Raw genomic sequence first — 20,915 nt, 5'->3', positions numbered from 1 at the left:
TAACACGCCTAGATGATCTGACCATTAGAATAGGTTTTTTTATGCAAAATTTCAACATTAATTTACCTTTTTTGTTAAATAACATTTAAAAAATATGGTTTGTTACATTTGTTTGCAAAGCTAGTGGTACATTTGCAGGAATTTCCGAGCAGAGCGCATCAAATGTGAAAATACCTGTATTTTTGCAGGCTTTTTGTACCTTAGCGCTTCAGTGACGCCTAAGCGAGCAGCTTTTAGGGCGGTGTCTACCGACTGCCGGGGCTTCCGCCGAACCAGGTGATGGAAACGTCCGGGCACCCCGCCCTTTTTCGCAAGTCGGACTGTTTAGTTTAGACGCCTGTGCCGTTTCGGCGAATGGGCTTGCCACTGAACTCGGCCGCGAAATCTATCCATCACATTGCTTGCCTCACATAGTACACTCAAATTATCTGTAATGCAAAAAAAGGAATTCAAGGTCAAGTATACTTGGTTCCTTTTTTTGATCCGTTCGGTTCTTCAACCTTAAATCTGGTCGATCCACTACGGCATTCATTTTGATTTCCAGAACTTTAACGCTGCTTGTAATCTCATTTTTTCGTTAGTCTCTTCCAATTCCAAAAGATTGCCGGTTTGCGCATCAACCCAGAATTTGAATGTAGTTGGTCCCCTTCTAAAACGGCCGATTACCCGGCGGTTTTAAGAGCACGGAAAAGCAAAGCAAGGCAAAGATTCCCCACTTTGCTGTAAGCTATTGGCTGTTTTTGCTGATCCAGAACGTAATGTTGTCGCCTTTGTAAGCTTTGGTTCCTGCCGGCGGGTCCTGTTTGAAGACGGAACCGTCGGCTTTGTCGCTGGCTTCCAGGTAAAATTTGTAGTGCAGGCCGGAGGACAATGCCTGACTTTCGGCATCCGCCTGCGTCATTCCTACCAGATTCGGTATGAGCACTTCCTCGGTTTGTCCCATTCCGTCGCTGCGGTTGCCTGTTCCTGCGGTCGTCTGCTTTTGTCCGAGTTCCGGCGTATGGGCCGGGGAAGGGGACGCAGTCGGTTTGGCCGAAGCGCTTGGCGGCACGGTTACGTGCTCTTTCGATTTGGCGGATGGCCACAGTGCCCAGACGACGGCCACAGCCGCCAAAAAGGCGACCGCTCCAAGGCTTAGACCGAGCCTTTTGCCGCCCGGACGGGTGGGCTCTTCATCCGTTTCGTCGTCATCCACAGGCACGGCTTCCCGAACGGGAGGAGCTTTTATTTCCTCGTTGTCGGGTTTATTTGCGTTTGCGGCCGGCAGGCCGCGAAGTTCGAAAACAAGCGACGATAAAGACGCCTGCCCCTGGGAAACGCGCTTGATCAGTTTTACCAAAGCGTCTTTTTGCTCCGGCGTCGCCATGGGGATGCGGGTTCGTTCAAGGTGCGTGTGCAGCGCTTCGAACGGGCCGGGTATTTCCGCAGAGCCTGACAACAGCCGGGTAAACAAGCGGCACAGACCGATTGCTCCTTGCGTTTGCGGTTCCCCTTCTTCCCAATAATTAATCACGGAGAGCCGTCCGTCCTCGCTCAGCCACAAATTGTCGGCGCCGATAGAAAAACCTGTAATCTGCTCTTCCATAGCATCCAGCATCGAGACGCCGAGGTCGGCAACGAGGTTGACAGCTTCCGGAAATGTCCAGCGCTTTTTGTCAAGTTCCTCGCGCAGCAGTCTGCCCGGTCTGAATTGAAGCACGATCAGCACCGAACTTTCCGCAAAAAAAGTATCAAGTATATGGTGAAATCCATCATGATTAAAGGAAGCGGTTTTTCTGAATTTTTGGATATAAGCTTCGGCCGACTGTGTGCTCCCGTATTCGGCGGTAAATAATATAACCGGCCTGCGCAAGGACACGTCTTCTCCGTAGTGCAGGTTTCCTCTATGCAATGAGAGTAATTGCGAATGAGGAACATATCTTTGTTCTATGGATTTATTCAATTTACAATCCATCCTCTCTTGACAGGGTAGTGAGTTCGGGAAACTCATAAAGTATAGAATTCGAAGCCCGCAGCGATTTTGAGTTCAATATGACCTATCATCTAGTATATATGTAAAATGAGAGGAAACCCAGCGTATTCGGTCAGAACAATTTGTAAATTTTGAGACTATTGAAAAACCGCACACTGGAAGCAGCTTGTCTGCTTCGCATCGCGCGCGGGCACCACCTGCAAACGTACGGTTTTTTTGCGACCTGATCCGCCCACAGCGAAAAATTCCTGCAAAAGTGCAGCTTTTTGCACCTCGATCCGCCTGCAGCGAAGAATTCCTGCAAAAGTGCAGGAATTTCCGCCCAAACTCCTGCCCAGCTCCCCAACGGTCGAAAATTCCTGCACAATCGCAGGTTTTTCCTCCAAACGAGCCGCTTTCAGCGAAAAAGCCTGCACTTTTGCAGGCTTTTGGTACCGTGCTGCAGGCCTTCCATACCTTTTTGCATAAAAAAAGAGCCGTTCGGCTCAGATGTGTTTTAGAACTTGATCGTCGAGAAAGGAATCCATAAGCTGACGGCGAGCAGCAGCCATTGAAATACCGTTTCGCTCATCGAGCCTGTGTCCACCGCAAGAAATTTGGGCAGAACGCGAATTTTCCACTTCAACGGCCAAAGCAGCTGCACGCCCTTCTCGTTAAGCAGATCGATAAGCGGATGCGAAGCATAAGCCGTAACGAACACCCAGAAGTACAAAGCGGGCAATGCGGAAGTAAATCCGGCCAATGCGAGGGTAAAAAGGATGGAGTGCGTAACGGTTCTGTGACGTACTTTAAGAATTTGAAGCAGCGCCGACAGCGGAAACAGCACCTTGGCCATCGTCGAACCCGGCTTGTCCACATCGGCCAAAGTACCGGCCAAACAACCGAGCAGGAGCGCGCCGGCAGCCTCCCAGGACAAAAAAGGCACGTCTTGATGAATGATTACGATTTCGGCGGCTACGAGTCCCGCCACGCTGTGCGTTTTCTGTAAAATAAAAAAGACCTCCTTAAACGGTACCTCTATGCGTAATTCGAGAACAGTATAGTCTTCGAGAGGTACTTACGATAATAGTACGTATGTTTGCCTCTCGAAGCAAGCAGCAATATGGTACGCAGCCCAAATCCGGCGGGATACGATGAAAAAAAGCTTAGTCCCATTCCTGCACAGGGCAGTAAAAGGGGCTAAGCTTTTTTGACGGAGCGCCTCGAACGGGCGCCGGTTTTAATTGAAAACATAGCGAATGAACCGCGCCGTCTTTTTACCTCCCGGTATTCTTATGAGCAGGACAGATCTGCGGCGGCTTTGTTTTTGCGGTCTTTCCATGAATTGCCCGAGCGTCATGGACTCATGAATCATGCTGATCACCTCGTGATTAGTTATTTAAAAGCGTATGCTACGGACGCTTCGTCCTATGATCGATAACGAAATTTTCTATAAATCCAGCATTTATTACATCATTTATCCGCATTTGCAACGAATTTCTCTTTATTTATTGTGATATAAATCAATTTATTATATATTTAATACATATCAAATATCGTTTGTGCGCACTTTTTTAGAGCGAGGGAGGAAAGCGTATGTCTGACAATTCTTATGTGCATTTGGCAGCCATTCACAGGTATGATCTTGGTGTCGTTATTTGCAAAAACTGCAATAGAATCATTACTTCGGTTCCGACTAGCGGTGTCGCCAAGATTTACGGCCTGTGCAATACGGCGGAATGCCGGCAAAGCGATAATGAGCGGTTTGACACGACGGGCAGATAGGCTACAATAAGGATGAGAACGAAGATTTGGGGAGGGAAACATTATAGAGCTTACATCCCGCCAAATGGAAATCATCGAATTGGTCAAACAGCATGCCCCGATTACCGGAGAGCGCATTGCCGAGATGCTCGGAATCAGCCGTCCTACGATTCGGTCCGATCTGGCTTTGCTTGTTATGCTCGGATATATCGATGCCAAGCCCAAGGTCGGTTATTTTCTTGGAAAGGAAGCGATCCAGGAAGAATCACGGTACAAAAAATTAGACGGGATGAAAGTCAAAGAAGTTATGGGAATTCCTGTCGTTTTGCGTGAAACGGCAACTGTCAGCGATGCTGTGGTTTCCCTTTTTCTGGAAAATGTCGGGACCCTGATCATCGTAAATGCCAGCGGCTCGCTGGTCGGCATCGTCTCGCGGAAAGATCTGTTGAAGGTTACGCTGGGCAATGCTTCGGCCACGTCGATGCCGATTAGTCTGGTGATGACGAGGAACCCGAATATTGTAAAAGTCGGCCCAGAGGACGATGTGCTTGATGCGGCCCGGAAAATGATCGCTCATCAAGTCGATAGTCTTCCGGTCGTTAAGATGGGGACCGAGCAGGAGCAGGACGAGGTGGTCGGAAGAATTACGAAGACGACCATGACCAAATTACTGCTGGAAGCGGCTCAAGGGGAGTAAATAGGAGGAATTTGCGGGTGGAGGATAAAGTCCAAACGATTTTCGTTTGTTCGGATTCGGTGGGGGAAACGGCAAATACGGTCGTTCAGGCGACAATTCGTCAATTTAACGCCAGCCGCGTCAACATAAGACGCTTCGGGTCCGTACGAACAGAAGAAGAAATTCGCAGCATGATGGAAGAAGTCTCGCGTCTCGGAGGATTTGTTGTCTACACGCTCGTTCTTCCGGAATTAAGAGAGATGATGCGCCAAGAATCGATTCGCTTGAACGTGAGCGCGATCGATATCTTGGGTCCTGTCATGCAAGCTTTCATAGACACTTTCAAAGATTCGCCCAAAAGGAAAGCGGGCCTCCTGCATCAGATGGACGAAGATTACTATAAACGGGTCGAAGCCATCGAGTTCGCCGTCAAGTATGACGACGGCAAAGATACGAGCGCTTTCAAACATGCGCATATCGTGCTTCTGGGCGTGTCCAGAACGTCGAAGACGCCGCTCAGCATCTATTTGGCGCATAAGGGCTATAAAGTGGCCAACTATCCGCTGGTGCCGGAAGTGAAGCCGCCTGCAACGTTATTTTCCTTGAACAAGAGCAAGCTGATCGGGCTGACGATGAATGCGGAGCAGCTGATCAAGATTCGCGCCGAGCGTTTGAGAGCGGTCGGGCTTCCTTTTGGCGCCAAATATGCTTCTTTGGAAAGGGTGGCGGAGGAGATCGAATTCGCCCTGGATTTGTACAAACAGCTCGGCTGCAGCGTAATCGATGTGACGGAAAAAGCGATCGAGGAGACGGCCGGCATTATTTTGGATACGATGTAGCTCATTTGCCGGGGGGATCGTAAGGGAATGCGATGGTGAATTTCGTGCCCGACTTCACTTTGCTTGCAACCGATATCGTGCCCCCGAGGGAATGAATCACTTGGTACGAGTAGGTAAGTCCAAGTCCCGTTCCGTTGGATTTCGTCGAAAAATAAATCGAGCCCAAGCGGTTCATTTGCTCTTCATTCATGCCGATTCCATTATCCGTAATGGAAAATACGGCATTTTTTTCTGCGGGCACAAGTCTGAGCACGACTTTGCCGTCCGGCACCTGCGAACACGCCTCGATGGCATTTTTGATAAAATGGGCAAGCGCCTGCTTCAGTTCATCCGTGTGGGCCCATATGTTCACCGGGATTTCGGGGGCGGGGGCATGAATTTCAAGCTTTACGCCGTACGTACCCGCAAGCGGGCGCATCGCTTCTGCAATAAGGGGCAGCTGTCCGGAAAAGTTAAAAAGCTCCAGGTGATTTGCAGGAGGCTTGGAGACGGTGAGATACTCGGACAGGATGGATTCGGTTCGCTGTATTTCCTCCAGACTGATCTGGATATATTGCTCGATCTTTTTGTAGTTGGCGGGGTTTTTTTGAATCAATTTCAGGAAGCCCTGCACGGCCGTAAGCGGGTTGCGAACTTCATGAGCGAGAGAAGCCGCCACGTGGTTCATCGTATCCATTTTTTCGTGCAGCCTGTGCCGGATGAACATATCCTTTTCCGCAACGGATTTGCCGAACAAAGACATCAGCAGCCAAATGCCGAGCGAATTTTGCAAGGGAATGATGAAAATATGACAACCCAAATGCCGGATTATAGAGTGCGGGAAATATGCGTACGTGAGCGCAAGCGGAATCATCGAGAAAACGAGCCCGGCTCCAAAAATGACCAGCGGTTTGCGGGAAGTGGTTTTGAAAAATTTGTAAAATAAAATCGATAAAACAAAAATAACCGCCAATATGATCATAGCGATCCACTTGCCATCGCCGCCCACATAGAACCGGTAAACGGCAAATTCAACGAGCAGGATCACACCTGTCCGGATGCCGCCGTAATAAAGGCCGAAAAGCAAAATGACATAGCGGATATCGAAAAAAATCCCGTCTACTACTCTGGAAGCGAAAATCATCGATAGGAGCAAACAGACCGTGCTTGTCAGGAGAATGAAAGAACGGCTGTAATTTCTGTTTTTGTCCCGGTAGTAAATATTAAATGCGACGAAAGGAATAAGAGCAAAAAAGAGCTGAAGAATAATTTCTTTAAAAAGATTCATGTCGTCATCCCCAGTATCGACTAACTGCGCACGATTCAGTTTTCCATTTCGACGTATCCTTTCCGAATCCCTCCAATTCAAGTTCTCCCCGACAAACGGCGGGAGATGCCCCGACTCCTATGTTTTGAACCTTTATTCGCGGAAAAGATCCTTTTATAATCAGGAATAGGGATATCCTCGGAAAAGGGGCTGCATGCGGCATGAAGAGATGGAACGATTACATGCTCAAAACCAAAATGTTTGTTACGTTTTCGGCCGTCTCTTTGTTTATTGTCGTTTTGACCTGCCTTATTTTTTATTATAAAAATGTAAGCGATATCAAAACGCAGACGCTTTCGCTTTCGAATACGATAACGAGGCAGTTCAGCCGCACGGTCGAGCTATACATTCAAGACATTGAGAAGCTCTCGGCATCGATATTCGGAGATCCGATCGTTCAACGGAACTTGCTGGACCATTACGAAACCGCGAATTCGGTCGAGCAGAACAGAATCGAATTGGCGATCAACAACCAGCTCAGCACGTACTTGAGCGCGCGGCCTTATATGCAGAGCATTTTCATCTTCACGACCGACAACAGCGTCTACTACGTGTCCAAGGGGAAAAGCCTGAAAGCGAACAGCAGCCTCGGCGGCGAATCCTTGTATTTGCAAAACGAATCGTGGTACGAAATGAACGACTACACGTATAAAAACAAGTTCTTTTTGCTGCCTACCGCAAAAGAAGTTTCGGTCGCGGACGAAGGGGATAACGTCATCTCCTTTGTGCGCAACATCAACCGAATTCCGAACCGGGAAATTATCGGGTTCATGAAAATCAATATCAACGCCGATGTGTTTAAAAATATGCTGGTCCAACCGGATAGCAACGAAATCGAAAACCATATGCGCGTATTTATTATTACGGATGACGGCCATGTCGTCTACGACAACCGGAACGAACTGACCGGCTCGCCCGACATTCGGCTGGACCCATCGATTTTTAGGCGGAACGGCCGCTCCGGGGACGTCGATTGGAACGGGCGGCCGTACGTGTACACGTTCGAAAAATCGGACTATACGAATTGGAATACGATTATTCTCATTCCGAACGATTATTTGCTGTCCAAACAAAAGCGGTCGCAATATATCGTGTTTGTCGTCGGCCTTCTGGCGACACTGCTCATCGCCGTCGTCTCCTACATGCTGTCCCATCATATCACCCTTCCTCTGCGTCATATGATGAAGAAGATGAACCGGGTGGAACTGGGCGATTTCAGTCAGCGCATGGAGTTCGCCGGAAATAACGAAATCGGCCGCTTGAGCCGCATTTACAACAACATGCTGGACAGCATATCCCGCTTGATCAGCGAAGTCTACGAATCGAAACTGGCGGAGAAGAACGCCCAGCTGTCGGCTTTGCAGGCGCAAATCAATCCGCATTTTTTGTACAATACGCTCAACATTATGAAATCGATCAGCCGGATCAGGGGAATCGAGGAGGTCGCCGAAATGTCCGAATCGCTGGCCGAGCTGTTTCAATACAGCATGAGAAACTTGCAGCATCCGGTGCCGCTACGGGAGGAATTGGAGCATATTAAAAATTATATGAACATCCAGCAGCACCGCTTCGGCGGCAGGTTCGAGCTGCACATCGGCATTCCGGACGAACTGCTGCAAGCTTCCGTGTTGAAGCTGACCGTTCAGCCCTTGATTGAAAACGCGGTCATTCACGGGCTCGGCAAAATGAAGTCGGGCGGCCGCATCGAACTGCGCGCCTGCCAAAGGGAAGGTCTCCTGATCATCGAGGTCAGCGATAACGGCAAGGGCATCGAGGGCAGGAAGCTGCTGGAACTGCAAAGCCTGCTCGGCGAGTCCAACCGGATCAAGGAGCTTTACAATGAAACGGAAGGGATCGGGCTGCTCAACATCCGCCAGCGCATGCAGCTGTTTTATGGCGGGAACTATCGGATAGGGCTTTGCAGCCGTCCGGGTGCGGGAACAACTTTGAAATTGGAATTTCCGTTCATCGTACACGGGCGGACGTGACGGACGCGAAAAAGGGGAAGGGAATGGCGGCAGATGAACATTTACCTGGTTGAGGATGAAAGATGGGCGTTGGCGGAACTGGTCGAGCTGTTCAAAGCGTATGAACCGCAGCATCGCATATTCGCTTTTGAGAATGGCGAAGACGCTTTGGCGGCCGCGAGTCATACAAGCCCGCATTTGGTGCTGACGGACATCAATATGCCCGGTATGGACGGCCTGGAATTGATCGCCCGCCTGAACCTTGCGGAGCATCCGGTCAAAGGCATTATTTTGAGCGTGCACGATCAGTTTGCGTATGCACAGAAGGGGATGCAGCTCGGGGCGGCCGATTATTTGCTGAAGCCCGTCAAAAAAGATGTTTTATACAAAACGATCGACAGGGCGATTCAAGCCATCGAAAGCGATGAGAGGCAAAAGGCGGAACGCATCAACTGGTCCGTCGTGCAGATGCTGCTCGCTTCCTCTTTTCCGGAAAACGAGCTTTCCGCCGCTTTGGACCGCCGGCCCTGGTGCCTGGCGCTTCTTTTGCTGGAGAACCGGGCGTCGGCAAGAGGCTGGAAGGAGACAAGCGTCAGCAGCGGCGACATCAAACGGCCGTTCCTGGACGGTACCTTTCAGGAGCAAAGCATCCACTGCATCGATATCGACTCGCAGCGCAAGGCCGTCCTGATCCCGGCTCACGCCGGTTCCCATGCAGGGGGCATCATTGCGAGCCTCGTCTCGCTGCATCATGAGCTGCAGCAGACCGGCAACCGCGTCCATCTCAGCTACGTGTTCAAAAGGGAAAAGGAGCCCCTTCACAAATGCTTCGCTTTTGTAAACAAACAGTTGGAAGAGCATATGAAGCTTGGCGTTTCTTCGTTCATTGCTCCCGGGACGCAAGCCGCGGAAGCCGATTTGGGCGGAGTGTGGGACAAGGTCAGAGTGCTGCAAAGCTGCTTGCTGCAGGGTGGTATCGTGAAAGCCAAACAAACCGTTTATAAAATCGTAGGCGAGCTGCAGCAGAAGGACATCACCATGAAACAGCTGCTGCTGTTCGTAGGCGACATGCTGTACTCTTTGACCTACAATCTGCAATCCGCGGCGGGAGCCGATATAAAGTCCGGTCATTGGCAGGAGGATATGAAAATTTTTGAGCAAATAACGACTTACCGCGAATTGTCGGACTGGCTGGAAGACCGAATCGTCAGCTTGTTTTGCAAGCACGAGCCGAAGGAATTAAAGCCGAAAAGTCTCGCTCCCGTCTTGATGAATTGGATTCACAACAATTATCAGCGCGATATTTGCTTGCAGCAGTTCGCCGCCGAGCACCATGTCAGCCTGAGCTATTTGTCCAGACTGTTCAAATCCCAGACGGGCTGCACGTTCTCCGAATATTTGATCCGCTACCGCATCGGCAAAGCGCAGACGCTGCTGACGGAAGGGGTTGACCGGCTCGCCGATGTCAGCAGCCTTGTCGGCTACGAAGACACGAAACATTTTAGCCAGCTGTTTAAAAAAATAGTCGGCGAAACTCCCGCAGCTTACGGAAAACGCAAACAAGCCCCTTTTTCATAAATAACCCGTAAGCGCCCCGCGTCAGAGGCGATAACCACAATCTGCCCGGCTGCACGAAGAAAACCTGCAAAAATACATGAATTTGCGTTCTTGATCGCTGGCCACGAACAATTCCTGCAATTGTGCAGGTTTTTCCCTACCACGATGCCTCCCTGCCCAATATGTTCTGTTCTGCAACCTCACAAGGAGAGGTAGCGCCCGGAAAAAGCGGCTGTCCCTCAAATTAGGGTTCCCTGTTTCCCGTAGCCCTAACCGAGTGTCGCGAAAAACTTGCCCTTTAGTACAACGCGGCTGTCGATTTATGCCGACAGCCGCGTCTCTTTTGCATATTCAACTATCTAGTCCCGTTAGTTGAAGTTATAAGGTTGGCCTTTTCTTACTTCATTATGCATGACTAGTTGACAATTGACTTAGAGTCACTTATAATTGACTCAAAATCAATTATTTGTATGGAGGTTTTGTTTATGAGTCAAAAAGTTGTTTTGATTACAGGTGCATCTTCCGGCATAGGTAAAGAAGCAGCCATCGAGCTAAAAAATAAGGGTTTTACTGTTTATGCAGCCGCCCGGCGCATAGATAAAATGCAAGATCTCGCGGCAAAAGGGATTCATCCAATTTCTTTGGATGTAACCAATGACGCATCCATGATTCAATGCGTTAATGAGATTCTAAAAAAAGAAGGCAGAATTGACGTCCTGATCAATAATGCAGGATATGGTTCGTATGGAGCAATAGAAGACGTTCCAATGGAAGAAGCCCGGCGTCAAGTAGAAGTGAATGTATTCGGACTTGCGAGAATGATCCAGCTTGTGGTGCCGAGTATGAGAAAAAATAAATTCGGTAAAGTTGTTAATGTTTCTTCAATGGGAGGTAAAATTTGGACGAATTTCGGTGGCTGGTATCATGCGACAAAGTTTGCGGTGGAAGGTCTTTCAGATTGCCTTCGCTTGGAGTTGGCACCGTTTGGCATTGATGTCATCGTGGTGGAACCAGGCGGAATCAAAACGGACTGGGGTATTATTGCCGCTGAGAATCTAAAAAAAGTATCTGCCAAGGGGCCGTATGCCCAGGCCGCCAGTAAAGCAGCCGATGGCATGATCAAAAATTATACGGGCAATCAATTGTCAAAGCCTGAACTAATTGCACGCACCATTGGAAGAGCTGTAACAGTTAAAAGACCGAAAACACGATATCTTGTCGGTTTTATGGCAAAGCCTATGGTGTTCATAAAAAATGTTTTTGGAGACCGCGCTTACGACAGAATTATCAGAATGTTCGGTTAATAAGGGTGGAGATGATGCACTCACGATAAACATCGTGGCTCTAGAGTTCAATTTTGACTCCAAATCGATAATGGAATAAAATTAATCGAAATGGAGTGATGAGGTTATGGCAAAACGTGCAATGACTCCTGAAGCAAAGGCTTTAAAAGCTCAGGCTATTCTTGATAAAGCGTCTGAAATGTTTCTTTCATCCGAATACGAAAAAATTAAAATGTCCGATATTGCCAAGCAGATGGGCATGTCTAATGGCATTCTGTTTGTGTATTTTAAAACTAAAGAGGCTTTGTTCTTTAGCCTGCTTTGTCGAGAGTATGAGAAAAGAGTTGCATGTCTGACCGAAATGGCGAAAGAAACGCCAATCAGGAATTTCAATGATTTCCAAAATCTTGTCATGAATGAGCTTACAGAACTGGTTGACGATAATCCCCTGTATATAAAACTGGAATCCATGCGTACGGCTGTATTTGAAAAAAATGTAGACGCGGAAACAATGTTAATCCAGAAACTGAATTTATATAAGTTAATGACGGATTTGGTGTTCATAATTTGTGAAAATAATGCATTAACTCAAGAGGATGTAATGGAAATTCTTCAAATGGAGGCATCGATTATTACCGGATGCAAACTATCTGCCACCTTGCCTGCGGAGGTTATTGACATTATCGAAAAGAACGGACTGCATGGACTCAAACGTGACTTTAAGCAAGATGTTATTGCAACAATGAATCATTATCTAGAAGGTTATAGTAAAAATCGAAGGTATTAAACATAATTACTTTTGAAATCCACGCTGCTGCGTGGTTTTTTTGCATATCTTAATCTTCTTTTCAGATAAAGCTTTACAAGCGTTTTTGCTAGTTGAAGTGGTTAGTAATTTCAATATTATCCTTTAGTGTTATGGACTTGGAATCATACAGTTTCAATTTTTCTAATAATTTCGGTTTAATTCGTCTTTCGAAATTATCATTCCAGATAAACATGTTTCTAAATATTTTAAAGGATGGTCTATAGTTTGATTTTTCGATTCTGAGTAACTGCAATATAAATCTTCTGACTATTCGATAATTTCGTTTGGAATAGCCGGTATCTAAAAAAATGATCAAGTCAGCATTATTAAAACTCGGGAACACCCATTCGTTGTAATGAGCACCCTCAATAATCCAAGCATCGGACTGAATACATGTACTCAATATGTGATCCCGTTCTTCAATAGTTCTTTTAATGTCGCTTGGATTGCTTCGCTTCCATACAACATTATCCAATTCGTAATGTGGAATTTTCAATTTCAAAGATAGGGTTCTAGCTAAAGTTGTTTTACCGCTGCCAACGGAACCTATAATATGAATTTTTCTCGGAGCATCCATGTTCAATTCGATCATCAACTTTCCACATATAAGTTTTTAGAACATAATTCCTCACACCCTTTTCCATATCCTGCAATAGCATTAATCTGCCAGTTTGTTGAACGAAGTCTGACGGCAACGCAAATCGGCGATGGATCGGATCCACCGCCGCGCGCTATCGTCATCCGAGGCTTTCTTTTTTTAAATAGAGCATTTTAAAATATTCAATATAATAACCTGGAAAATCAATAAAATTAATAATTGAATTAAAATAATTAATTTTATGAATTTACAAATTGAATATTTTGATTTATAATTTAAAAAAAGAAAGGAGTAGAGTATGAAATATCCCATCATCACACAGTGTCCTGTATGCGACCATCCGCTGCACGCCGTCAAACTGGAATGCGGACATTGCCGGACGACGATTGAGAACACGTTTGAATTATCAAAGCTGGCTCTACTCTCGCCCGAACAGCTCCATTTTGTGATCACCTTTCTAGTGAACAGGGGCAACATAAAGGAAGTGGAGAAAGAGCTCGGCATATCTTACCCGACGGTGCGCGGCAAGCTCAATGATATCATTACGGCCCTCGGATACGATACGCGGAAGAAGCCGGAAGTCGATGAGAAGAAGGTCATTTCCATGCTGGAGAATGGCGAAATCACCGCGGATGAAGCGGTCAAAATGTTGAAGGATGAATAAGGAGGAAGAAACGATGAAAGAAGAAATCAGCAAAGTGCTGTCCATGATGCAGGAAGGCAAAATTGATTCAGACAAGGCTTCGGAGTTGATTGCTGCGCTAAAGGAGAAGCAAACGGCTCATACATCGCAAGCCGTGCAGGTGCTGGGGAAACCCGACTATTCGAAGAAACTGTCATCGGCATCCGGCGGTTATTTAGACAAAACGTTGAAAATACGGGTAACATCCCAAGAAAACGATAATGTCAACATCAATTTGCCGATTAAACTGGTGAAGGCTGTTCTCGGAGCGGGGCACAGCATCGCGTCCAATATTCCGCAGGCTGCGAAATATGTAAAGGATATCGATATCGACCTGCTGATCGATGCAATCGAGAACGAGCTTGACGGGCAAATCGTTGACGTCCGATCCGGTGAAAAGGATACCGTCACCGTAGTGATTGAGTGATGGGTCATGATGATTGTGAAGGTTAAGAGCAAGGAGTACGCTTTTACGATTCCGGTCCCTTATGCCGTATTGCGCATGGGGAGTGGTATCCTGACTTCCAATTTAGTCCAGCGCAAAATGAAGGATTGGCTGAACAAGCACGGCGGACATGAGGGTGGGTACTCGAGCCGGAAGCATGATTTCGATTCGGGCAGCATCCGGTTCGGGATTGAACTGGTGCTGTCGCTTCTCGAAAACCGAAACACGAAGCAAGCGATCAGGCAGCTCATCAAGGAGTTGCAACGTTGCAAAGGGACGGTTCTGGTCGATGTCCAGGCTCAGGACGGCACGGAAGTGTTGATTAAATTGTAGGCGAAGCTTTCATTTACGATTTCTCTGGTGCCGACTTTACTGGTGCGGTAATCAAAATCGTGCCTCCATGACCACAGAAGCGACATTTTCCGTCGTAAAATCAACGCGCAGACGTAGATGGATCGCCGGATCTGTCCCCTTTTCGTTCAACAAAGACCAAGCGGTCCATAACAGGGATGAAGAAAGCGAGCTGAACGCTCTAGTCATTTCAACCGATCCAAAATAATGGAGACGGCACCCTCGATTCTTTCCCGCTTGGATTTTGCCCGCACCATGACGTTGATTCCATGAAAGGAGACGGTGAGAAAACGTGCAAGTTCCAGGGACTCTGTTTCGGTTTGGATAGAGCCATTGCTTTTTCCTCTTTCGATCGCATGGAAAAAAGCAAGCTCGACATCATCAAAGTCGCTTTCGACCAGCTTCTGGATCATCTTGTCATGCGGAGCCAATTCGATCGCACCATTGGACGTCATGCAGCCCAATGGACTGCCGGTACCGTCAAAGAGCGCATGTAATGCAGATTCAATCCCCCGGTAAACGTTCGCGTCGCTCAAATGATCCATTAACCCCTTCATACGTTTGGTCCGGTAGATCTGGAATGCTCGAATAAATAGATCGTGCTTGCTGCCGAACGTTTCGTATAAACTGCTTTTACTGAGCCCCGTCGCTTGTAACAAATCGCTTAGAGACGATGCTTCATATCCTTTGGCCCAAAATAGAGCCATTGCTTTTTTTAAAACTTCGTTTTCATCGAAATTGCGCGGCCGTACCATATGTGTACCCCCTCCCGAACATATTATATACATGCCGGACCAGTAAGTACAGAACATGTAGTTGTTTCAATAATACTGCTCTACAGCGGAGCGCTGCCTTCAAAAATGCCTTGAAGAGGCTTCTCCGGCATCATTCCGGATAGCCTCTCCTTCGCATCGATTCGCCAATGCCTTAACCTTCCGTACCCTCTTCATCCACCACTTGGAACCAGCCAGGTATACTCATGATCCTGCCCCATATTCCGTCGGGAATCGCAAGTTTCTCCTGCGCGGAACGCGAAAGCGTCGTTTTGATTTCCTCCTCCCGTCCGTTTTGGACCAGGGCTACCCATTCCGGATTAATAATCATGGCATGGCCAAGCGAGATCAATGGAACGCCCGTGCTCAGAGCTTCCACGACATCATCGGGGGTCCACAGTCCTCCGACACCGATAACGGGGACGCGGTCGCCGACGAGTTCCTGCACCATCACGATTCGCGGCTTTGCGATCTTGTCGTCCGTTCTCGGACTCTGCCAGAAGTGTTCCACGGAAAGATGGATGTAATCCAGGTTTTGTTCCGCCAGCACGTCGACAAAATGAAGCGTATCGGCCATGGTGATTCCCGGCGTTTCTTTTTCCTCCGGCGAAATGCGGTACCCGACTGCAAATGGCGACGTTGCATGCGCCGCAACGGTTTTTTGGACGCGTTTCACGACTGCGAGCGGGAAGGCCATCCGATTTTCCAACGTTCCACCCCACTTGTCTTCCCTTCGGTTCGCATGCGGGGAAAAGAACTGATGGATCAGCAACCCGTTGGCACCGTGAATTTCAACCCCGTCAAAGCCGGCTTCGATTGCCCTGCGGGTCGCCTGCGCGAACTCTTCGATCGCCGTTTCGATTTCCGCTTCCGTCATCGCCTTGGGGACGGCCGCTCCTTCACGCTCTGCCGCGATCGTACTGGGGCTCAGCACATGACCGCTTGGAACCATCGCCGGATTGCTCAGCCGACCGCCATGATAAAGTTGCACAATCGCTTTGGCCCCGTGTTCCTGAATGACAGCCGCCAGCTTTTTCAATCCGGGCAGCAGCTCGTCGTGATCGATGCCGAATCCATGTTGGATGAACTTTCCGTTTTGCGACACGAGCGCGCTAGCTGTAATGATAGTGCCAGCTCCTTGAGCGCGAGCCCGATAATAAGCCAGTTCTGCATCCGTTACTTCTCCGTTTGGACTGGATGCCCCAATGCCCATCGGCGCCATCATCACCCGATTGTTTAACCTTACGCCCGAAGGCAGACGAAACGATGCAAATAGAGGCTCGTATTGAGCATTCATGTTCCATTCCTCTTTCCCGTGTATGTTTTTATTGCGGACCTAATGGTCCATAATAAACAAAAAAAGCAAGAAGCTTGTCCGTGCATTTTAGTTATGGACGCATCGGTCCATAATGAAGAAAACACATCGTCTTCATCGAAGTTCCGCGGGCGGGCCATACGGATGTCACCTCCTGGTCCTAGTATACCCATTCTGAACCGATAAGTCCATAACCTAAATCGGTACGGATTCTTGTCGGGCTTATAATACTTGATTAGCTCTATGTTTGCCTGGCCGTTTGGCGTCCGCATGAACACAAATGCCGTTTTAACGTCTTAAAGCCCAACGATCTGATCCCAGCCACTAAAGTTGCTTGTCGAAGTTCAAAAAGAAAATACGCCCCCCTAAAAAAGACAAGGACACAGGTAGTGCCGCATGGACGCGTGAATTAGACTTAGAGTTATGGAAACGCATACATGAGCTGCCCGGGAAAACGGGTAAAAGTACAGGCATGCGGTGTCCACGCGAGAACAAAGGGGAGGATGTTATGGGAATGAGTCCAAAAAGAAGCAAGACGAGTCAACTCGCTGCTTGCGCGCTGCTGTCGCTGGCCATGCTGGCGGGATGCGGCGGCGGCGGTGCGGCGCCTGCGCCTGCATCAAGCGGCGGTTCCGCTGCGCCGGGCGCAGCCCCAACCACCGGGAGCGGCTCGAAAGAAATGCCGCCCGCAGGCAAGACGACCATCAAAATGATGGTCAGCAACACGGGCACGACGCTTGAAACGCTCAAAGCCGTAGCTGCCGAAGCCGAGAAAAAGCTGAACATCGCTATCGACTGGGATATTAAACCGGGCGGCACCGAAGGCGACAACCTCGTCAAGACGCGCCTTGCGACCGGCGACATGTCCGACCTGCTTTCGTACAATTCGGGCTCGCTGCTGCAAGCGATTAACCCGGAGAAAAATTTCGTGGATTTGACGAATGAGTCCTACATGGTGAACGTCATGGATTCTTTTAAATCGACGGTGAGCGCGAACGGCAAAGTTTTCGGGGTTCCCGTCGGGTCGTCCGCGGTCGGCGCCATGCTTTACAACAAAAAAGTGTACGCCGATCTCGGCTTGTCAGTCCCCAAAACGTGGGAGCAATTCATGGCCAACAACGAAAAAATTAAAGCGGCAGGCAAAACGGCGGTCATTTCCACCTTCAAAGATACGTGGACTTCGCAGCTGTTCGTGCTGGGCGATTTTTACAACGTCCAGACGGCGGTTCCAAACTTTGCGGCGGACTATACGGGCAACAAGGTCAAATACGTCACGACGCCTGCGGCTCTCCGGGGCTTTGAAAAAATCGAGGACGTCTACAAAAAAGGCTACATGAATAAAGATTTTCTCGCCACTACGTACGATACCGGCCTGAAAATGCTGGCCGAAGGCACAGGTGCGCATTATCCGATGCTTTCTTACGGCGTCGAGGCCATCAGCAAATCGTATCCCGATAAAGTTAACGACATCGGCATATTTCCGATTCCGAGCGACAGCGCCGACATCAACGGTTTGACGGTATGGATGCCCGGAGCTCTTTATATCAACAAGGAAAGCAAAAAGCTGGATGCGGCGAAAAAATGGATAGCCTGGTTCGCATCCGCGGAAGGCCAGGCCGTATATTCGGCGGCGGCGAAAGCTACCGGCCCCTATGTGATCAAAGGCGTGGAACTGCCCAAAGACTCGTTCCAGGCGATCAAGGACTTGCAGCCGCTGTTCGATTCGGGGAAAACGGCTCCGGCGCTGGAGTTCCTGTCTCCGGTCAAAGGGCCCAGCCTGGAAAATATAACCGTCTCGGTAGGCAGCGGCATCAGCACGGCGAAGAAAGGCGCGGAAGACTACGATAAAGACGTGCAGAAGCAGGCGCAGCAGTTGAAGCTTCCGGGGTGGTAAAGAAGAAGGGGAGAATCCGATGACGAGATCATACGCGAAGATGTACTCGTTCGCTTTTTTATTGCCGGCCGGCATTATTTACTTCGTGCTGTATTTGCTGCCTACGGTCTTGTCGTTCTTTTTCAGCATGACAAGATGGACGCTGACGGATTGGGAATTTATCGGACTCGATAATTATGTCGCCTTTTTTTCTGAGACGTCGCTCAGCATCGGTTTTAGAAACACACTCGTTTACGCGGTAGCGACCTGCGGGCTGAAAGTGCTGCTCGGCTTGCTGCTCGGCGCTTTTCTAACATCGCGGATATTGTTTAAAAGCTACCTGCGGTCGGTCGTTTTTTTTCCGACTTTGCTCAGTACGATTGCGGTCGGGATCGCTTTTTCCACGATGATGCATCCTTCGCAGGGGGTGATCAACACGGCTCTCGCCGGATTCGGCATTACCGGTCCGGATTGGCTCGGGGACACCAGGCTTGCCCTTTTGTCGGTGGCAGCCGTCGATGTCTGGAAAGGCGTCGGCATCGCGACCGTAATTTATATCGCAGGCATTATGGCGATCCCCCAGGAGTACTATGAAGCGCTGAAAATCGATGGCGGCAGCGCCAAGTCCGCCTTTTGGCACATCACCCTGCCGTTAAGCCGGCCGGCGATGAATTCGGTCATCATCCTGGCGTTCATCGGCGGCCTGCGCTCCTTCGACTTGATCTGGGCGATGACGAAGGGAGGGCCGGGCTTCACGACGGACCTGATCGCTTCGATCATTTACAAGCAGTATCAGGCCGGCTTTTACGGCCTTGCCACGGCGGGCAATGTCATCCTGTTCATCGGCGTATCGGCGCTTGCGTTTCCGCTGTACAGGTTATTGACCAAAAGCGAGGTGGACTTATGACCGCAAGCATGAGACGGATTGCGATCGGGCTCACGGCGCTATTGCTGACGACACTGATTTTTTGGATACCGTTCTACTTCGTCATTATTACATCGTTGAAAACCAGGGCCGAAGCTGCGGAAATGTCCATGGCCTGGCCGACATCGTTTCATTTCCTGGCCAATTACAAGGAGGTGCTGACGGCTTCGGACAACATGCTGCTCCGGGCGTTTTACAACAGCACGCTCCTTACCGTTTTGTCCATCCTCGTGCTGGTTGTCGTCAGCGCCATGGCCGGGTTCGTTTTGCAGCGCCGAGAGGGAAGCAAAGCTTCGCCGGCGATCAATTTCGTAATTCTTGCGGGCCTGATGATCCCGCCGGCGATCGTGCCGACGATCTGGGTGCTGAACACGATCGGCATGTTCAAAACGCTGGCCGGCATTACGCTGGTCGAAGTGGCGCTGCACTTCCCGTTTGCCGCGGTCCTGTACAAGGCTTTTACAGCGACGCTTCCACGGGAAATCGACGAGAGCGCTTTTATGGACGGGTGCGGGGGGACCCGGTTGTTTTTCAACATTATTTTCCCGCTGTTGAAGCCGGTCACCTCGACGATCGTCGTCCTTACTTCCATCGGCGTTTTCAACGACTTTGTCAATCCGCTGTATTTTTTCCCCGGGTCGGAAAATGCGACAGTGCAGCTGACGCTTTACAATTTTACGAGCATGTACAACACCGACTGGCATTTGCTGTTTGCCGATATTGTGCTGATTTCGCTGCCTCCGCTCATCTTGTTTCTATTCTTCAACAAGCGGATTGTGGCGGGCATGACAGCCGGGGCGGTGAAGGGCTGACGAGGAGGAGCGGATGTGGGGCCGGCATGCTGCGTTGGAATGCCGCTCGCGCATGCACGGGAACGGGGCTGCCAGGGGAACGGCCGCTATGACGTGGCCGGCGTCATCGCGAATGGTGGCAGCCATCGAAAATGCTGCCGCCGGAAGCGGGGCAGGACCGCCCTCGCCACCGCCCCGTGAGCTGTGGGCTGCGGAGGAAAAGCGCCACCGCCCCGTGCGCAGTGGGCTGCGTGAAGTAATGCGCCACTGCCCATGTACCGCGGGCTGCGTGAGGCGATTGGTGATACGCGCCACGTCCCCCGCAAGCGCTATGCTACCGCAAGTGGCTGAAAGCACATTGCTTCCGCAAACCGCCAAAAGTGCCACGTATCCACAAAACTCGCTCGCTAGAGGCACACATTTACTTGGCAGGCGAAGAAAACCTGCAAAAATGCAGTTTTTTGCTCGTAGATACGCTTGTGGCGAAAAATTCCTGCAAATGTGCAGGCTTTTTAGCTCATATGCTGACTCAGGCCCGTTTTAACCGGAAATTCCTGCACATTTGCAGGTTTTTCCCAAAAACGGGCCGCTGCCGTGGAAAAAGCCTGCACTTTCGCAGGCTTTTCGGGTTGCCAAGCCGTTTCAACGATGGCCATGCCATCTTTTTGGCGGCTAAACGAAACATGTTGCGAACGCAGCTCCCATCGCACGGTGTGGTGTCGCATGAGGGTGTTCAACCACATGCAATCCCTTCCAGCCGCCTAAATAGAATGTCGTGATTCTTGCTCGGGCACACTGGAAAGCGCAGCTTTTTCAACGGAAACCGCCTGTTTGGGAGGAGCAGCTTGCTATAGTGTGGGAGTATCTTCGGGGCTTGAGCCAAACCAATGTTGTCAGGTTAAGCGGTTATAGCCCCCGCCGCTTGGTCTTCGTGAATTTGTTAGCTTTTGTCTGTTTGTTCCGTTTGAAAGAGCGATCCTTCACTATGGGGACGATGTTGCGCTGAAGCTC

Annotated in this window: 20 protein-coding genes; 13 read left to right on the top strand and 7 right to left on the bottom strand. The window is 49.5% G+C overall.

Annotation, left to right across the window (positions count from 1 at the left end):
• Window positions 1-727 precede the first annotated feature (727 nt).
• Together AC3G2T_RS37990 and AC3G2T_RS37985 are read right to left on the bottom strand one after the other, a co-directional pair.
• Window positions 728-1,942 (bottom strand): PASTA domain-containing protein, encoded by a 1,215-nt coding sequence (locus AC3G2T_RS37990; protein ID WP_488438693.1) that lies wholly within the window; start codon window positions 1,940-1,942, stop codon window positions 728-730.
• A 526-nt stretch (window positions 1,943-2,468) separates the two neighbouring features.
• Window positions 2,469-2,942 carry a metal-dependent hydrolase gene (locus tag AC3G2T_RS37985; RefSeq protein ID WP_474679640.1) on the bottom strand — a complete coding sequence of 158 codons (474 nt, stop codon included), beginning with the start codon at window positions 2,940-2,942 and terminating at the stop codon, window positions 2,469-2,471.
• A gap of 605 nt (window positions 2,943-3,547) precedes the next feature.
• On the opposite strand from AC3G2T_RS37985, the gene AC3G2T_RS37980 reads away from it, so the two are divergent.
• The 3 genes from AC3G2T_RS37980 to AC3G2T_RS37970 are packed head-to-tail and all read left to right on the top strand — an operon-like array spanning window position 3,548 to window position 5,230.
• Window positions 3,548-3,736 carry a GapA-binding peptide SR1P gene (locus AC3G2T_RS37980; RefSeq protein WP_474679639.1) on the top strand — a complete coding sequence of 63 codons (189 nt, stop codon included), beginning with the start codon at window positions 3,548-3,550 and terminating at the stop codon, window positions 3,734-3,736.
• Between the two features lie 40 nt (window positions 3,737-3,776).
• Window positions 3,777-4,412 carry a helix-turn-helix transcriptional regulator gene (locus AC3G2T_RS37975; RefSeq protein WP_474679851.1) on the top strand — a complete coding sequence of 212 codons (636 nt, stop codon included), beginning with the start codon at window positions 3,777-3,779 and terminating at the stop codon, window positions 4,410-4,412.
• A gap of 17 nt (window positions 4,413-4,429) precedes the next feature.
• Window positions 4,430-5,230 carry a pyruvate, water dikinase regulatory protein gene (locus tag AC3G2T_RS37970; protein WP_474679638.1) on the top strand — a complete coding sequence of 267 codons (801 nt, stop codon included), beginning with the start codon at window positions 4,430-4,432 and terminating at the stop codon, window positions 5,228-5,230.
• Window position 5,231: 1 nt separating this feature from the next.
• Here the strand turns inward: AC3G2T_RS37970 and AC3G2T_RS37965 are convergent, their stop codons facing one another.
• Complete coding sequence (locus tag AC3G2T_RS37965) at window positions 5,232-6,497, bottom strand: ATP-binding protein (protein ID WP_488438692.1); 1,266 nt, start codon at window positions 6,495-6,497, stop codon at window positions 5,232-5,234.
• A gap of 200 nt (window positions 6,498-6,697) precedes the next feature.
• Here AC3G2T_RS37965 and AC3G2T_RS37960 point away from each other — a divergent pair, with 200 nt between their 5' ends.
• From AC3G2T_RS37960 to AC3G2T_RS37945, 4 genes are all read left to right on the top strand, one after another.
• Window positions 6,698-8,524 (top strand): sensor histidine kinase, encoded by a 1,827-nt coding sequence (locus AC3G2T_RS37960; protein ID WP_488438691.1) that lies wholly within the window; start codon window positions 6,698-6,700, stop codon window positions 8,522-8,524.
• A 33-nt stretch (window positions 8,525-8,557) separates the two neighbouring features.
• Entirely contained in the window at window positions 8,558-10,081 is a 1,524-nt protein-coding gene (locus AC3G2T_RS37955; RefSeq protein ID WP_488438690.1) for a response regulator, read from the top strand.
• Window positions 10,082-10,545: 464 nt separating this feature from the next.
• Window positions 10,546-11,364, top strand: coding sequence for an oxidoreductase (locus AC3G2T_RS37950; RefSeq protein WP_488438689.1), 819 nt, complete (start codon window positions 10,546-10,548; stop codon window positions 11,362-11,364).
• 106 nt (window positions 11,365-11,470) lie between these two features.
• Window positions 11,471-12,130: a TetR/AcrR family transcriptional regulator gene (locus tag AC3G2T_RS37945; protein WP_488438688.1), complete on the top strand. Its 660-nt coding sequence runs from the start codon at window positions 11,471-11,473 to the stop codon at window positions 12,128-12,130.
• Window positions 12,131-12,218: 88 nt separating this feature from the next.
• On the opposite strand, the gene AC3G2T_RS37940 is transcribed toward AC3G2T_RS37945, so the two are convergent.
• The gene (locus AC3G2T_RS37940; RefSeq protein ID WP_488438687.1) at window positions 12,219-12,743 is read right to left on the bottom strand and encodes a P-loop NTPase family protein; all 525 of its coding nucleotides are present in this window, start codon (window positions 12,741-12,743) and stop codon (window positions 12,219-12,221) included.
• Between the two features lie 304 nt (window positions 12,744-13,047).
• Here AC3G2T_RS37940 and AC3G2T_RS37935 point away from each other — a divergent pair, with 304 nt between their 5' ends.
• The 3 genes from AC3G2T_RS37935 to AC3G2T_RS37925 are packed head-to-tail and all read left to right on the top strand — an operon-like array spanning window position 13,048 to window position 14,209.
• Window positions 13,048-13,413, top strand: coding sequence for a DUF2089 domain-containing protein (locus AC3G2T_RS37935; protein WP_063187382.1), 366 nt, complete (start codon window positions 13,048-13,050; stop codon window positions 13,411-13,413).
• Window positions 13,414-13,426: 13 nt separating this feature from the next.
• Window positions 13,427-13,858, top strand: a complete 432-nt coding sequence (locus tag AC3G2T_RS37930; RefSeq protein ID WP_488438686.1) for an SHOCT-like domain-containing protein — start codon at window positions 13,427-13,429, stop codon at window positions 13,856-13,858.
• Between the two features lie 6 nt (window positions 13,859-13,864).
• Window positions 13,865-14,209: a hypothetical protein gene (locus tag AC3G2T_RS37925; protein ID WP_488438685.1), complete on the top strand. Its 345-nt coding sequence runs from the start codon at window positions 13,865-13,867 to the stop codon at window positions 14,207-14,209.
• Between the two features lie 203 nt (window positions 14,210-14,412).
• On the opposite strand, the gene AC3G2T_RS37920 is transcribed toward AC3G2T_RS37925, so the two are convergent.
• Window positions 14,413-14,982: a TetR/AcrR family transcriptional regulator gene (locus AC3G2T_RS37920; protein ID WP_488438684.1), complete on the bottom strand. Its 570-nt coding sequence runs from the start codon at window positions 14,980-14,982 to the stop codon at window positions 14,413-14,415.
• A gap of 172 nt (window positions 14,983-15,154) precedes the next feature.
• On the bottom strand, window positions 15,155-16,297 hold the full coding sequence (locus tag AC3G2T_RS37915; protein WP_488438683.1) for an NADH-dependent flavin oxidoreductase: 1,143 nt from the start codon (window positions 16,295-16,297) through the stop codon (window positions 15,155-15,157).
• 532 nt (window positions 16,298-16,829) lie between these two features.
• On the opposite strand from AC3G2T_RS37915, the gene AC3G2T_RS37910 reads away from it, so the two are divergent.
• From AC3G2T_RS37910 to AC3G2T_RS37900, 3 genes are read left to right on the top strand one after another with little or no spacing between them, the layout of a single operon-like run.
• Window positions 16,830-18,209 carry an ABC transporter substrate-binding protein gene (locus AC3G2T_RS37910; protein ID WP_488438682.1) on the top strand — a complete coding sequence of 460 codons (1,380 nt, stop codon included), beginning with the start codon at window positions 16,830-16,832 and terminating at the stop codon, window positions 18,207-18,209.
• Window positions 18,210-18,228: 19 nt separating this feature from the next.
• On the top strand, window positions 18,229-19,095 hold the full coding sequence (locus tag AC3G2T_RS37905; protein WP_488438681.1) for a carbohydrate ABC transporter permease: 867 nt from the start codon (window positions 18,229-18,231) through the stop codon (window positions 19,093-19,095).
• Window positions 19,092-19,925, top strand: a complete 834-nt coding sequence (locus AC3G2T_RS37900; RefSeq protein WP_488438680.1) for a carbohydrate ABC transporter permease — start codon at window positions 19,092-19,094, stop codon at window positions 19,923-19,925. Before AC3G2T_RS37905 ends, AC3G2T_RS37900 begins: the two co-directional genes overlap by 4 nt.
• A gap of 491 nt (window positions 19,926-20,416) precedes the next feature.
• Here the strand turns inward: AC3G2T_RS37900 and AC3G2T_RS37895 are convergent, their stop codons facing one another.
• Window positions 20,417-20,647, bottom strand: a complete 231-nt coding sequence (locus tag AC3G2T_RS37895; protein WP_488438679.1) for a hypothetical protein — start codon at window positions 20,645-20,647, stop codon at window positions 20,417-20,419.
• Window positions 20,648-20,915 lie beyond the last annotated feature (268 nt).

It is taken from the genome of Paenibacillus sp. sgz302191, assembly GCF_057749925.1.
Note: the sequence above shows the minus strand (reverse complement) of the source record. Positions and strands in the feature narration are given on the sequence as shown.

What these genes read in the sequence shown, in the direction of transcription:
- AC3G2T_RS37895 (WP_488438679.1), bottom strand. Translation starts at nt 20,647, where the DNA reads ATGTGGTTGAACACCCTCATGCGACACCACACCGTGCGATGGGAGCTG.
- AC3G2T_RS37930 (WP_488438686.1), top strand. Translation starts at nt 13,427, where the DNA reads ATGAAAGAAGAAATCAGCAAAGTGCTGTCCATGATGCAGGAAGGCAAA.
- AC3G2T_RS37950 (WP_488438689.1), top strand. Translation starts at nt 10,546, where the DNA reads ATGAGTCAAAAAGTTGTTTTGATTACAGGTGCATCTTCCGGCATAGGT.
- AC3G2T_RS37935 (WP_063187382.1), top strand. Translation starts at nt 13,048, where the DNA reads ATGAAATATCCCATCATCACACAGTGTCCTGTATGCGACCATCCGCTG.
- AC3G2T_RS37910 (WP_488438682.1), top strand. Translation starts at nt 16,830, where the DNA reads ATGAGTCCAAAAAGAAGCAAGACGAGTCAACTCGCTGCTTGCGCGCTG.
- AC3G2T_RS37900 (WP_488438680.1), top strand. Translation starts at nt 19,092, where the DNA reads ATGACCGCAAGCATGAGACGGATTGCGATCGGGCTCACGGCGCTATTG.
- AC3G2T_RS37955 (WP_488438690.1), top strand. Translation starts at nt 8,558, where the DNA reads ATGAACATTTACCTGGTTGAGGATGAAAGATGGGCGTTGGCGGAACTG.
- AC3G2T_RS37960 (WP_488438691.1), top strand. Translation starts at nt 6,698, where the DNA reads ATGAAGAGATGGAACGATTACATGCTCAAAACCAAAATGTTTGTTACG.
- AC3G2T_RS37965 (WP_488438692.1), bottom strand. Translation starts at nt 6,497, where the DNA reads ATGAATCTTTTTAAAGAAATTATTCTTCAGCTCTTTTTTGCTCTTATT.
- AC3G2T_RS37945 (WP_488438688.1), top strand. Translation starts at nt 11,471, where the DNA reads ATGGCAAAACGTGCAATGACTCCTGAAGCAAAGGCTTTAAAAGCTCAG.
- AC3G2T_RS37920 (WP_488438684.1), bottom strand. Translation starts at nt 14,982, where the DNA reads ATGGTACGGCCGCGCAATTTCGATGAAAACGAAGTTTTAAAAAAAGCA.
- AC3G2T_RS37980 (WP_474679639.1), top strand. Translation starts at nt 3,548, where the DNA reads ATGTCTGACAATTCTTATGTGCATTTGGCAGCCATTCACAGGTATGAT.
- AC3G2T_RS37925 (WP_488438685.1), top strand. Translation starts at nt 13,865, where the DNA reads ATGATGATTGTGAAGGTTAAGAGCAAGGAGTACGCTTTTACGATTCCG.
- AC3G2T_RS37905 (WP_488438681.1), top strand. Translation starts at nt 18,229, where the DNA reads ATGACGAGATCATACGCGAAGATGTACTCGTTCGCTTTTTTATTGCCG.
- AC3G2T_RS37940 (WP_488438687.1), bottom strand. Translation starts at nt 12,743, where the DNA reads ATGATCGAATTGAACATGGATGCTCCGAGAAAAATTCATATTATAGGT.
- AC3G2T_RS37915 (WP_488438683.1), bottom strand. Translation starts at nt 16,297, where the DNA reads ATGAATGCTCAATACGAGCCTCTATTTGCATCGTTTCGTCTGCCTTCG.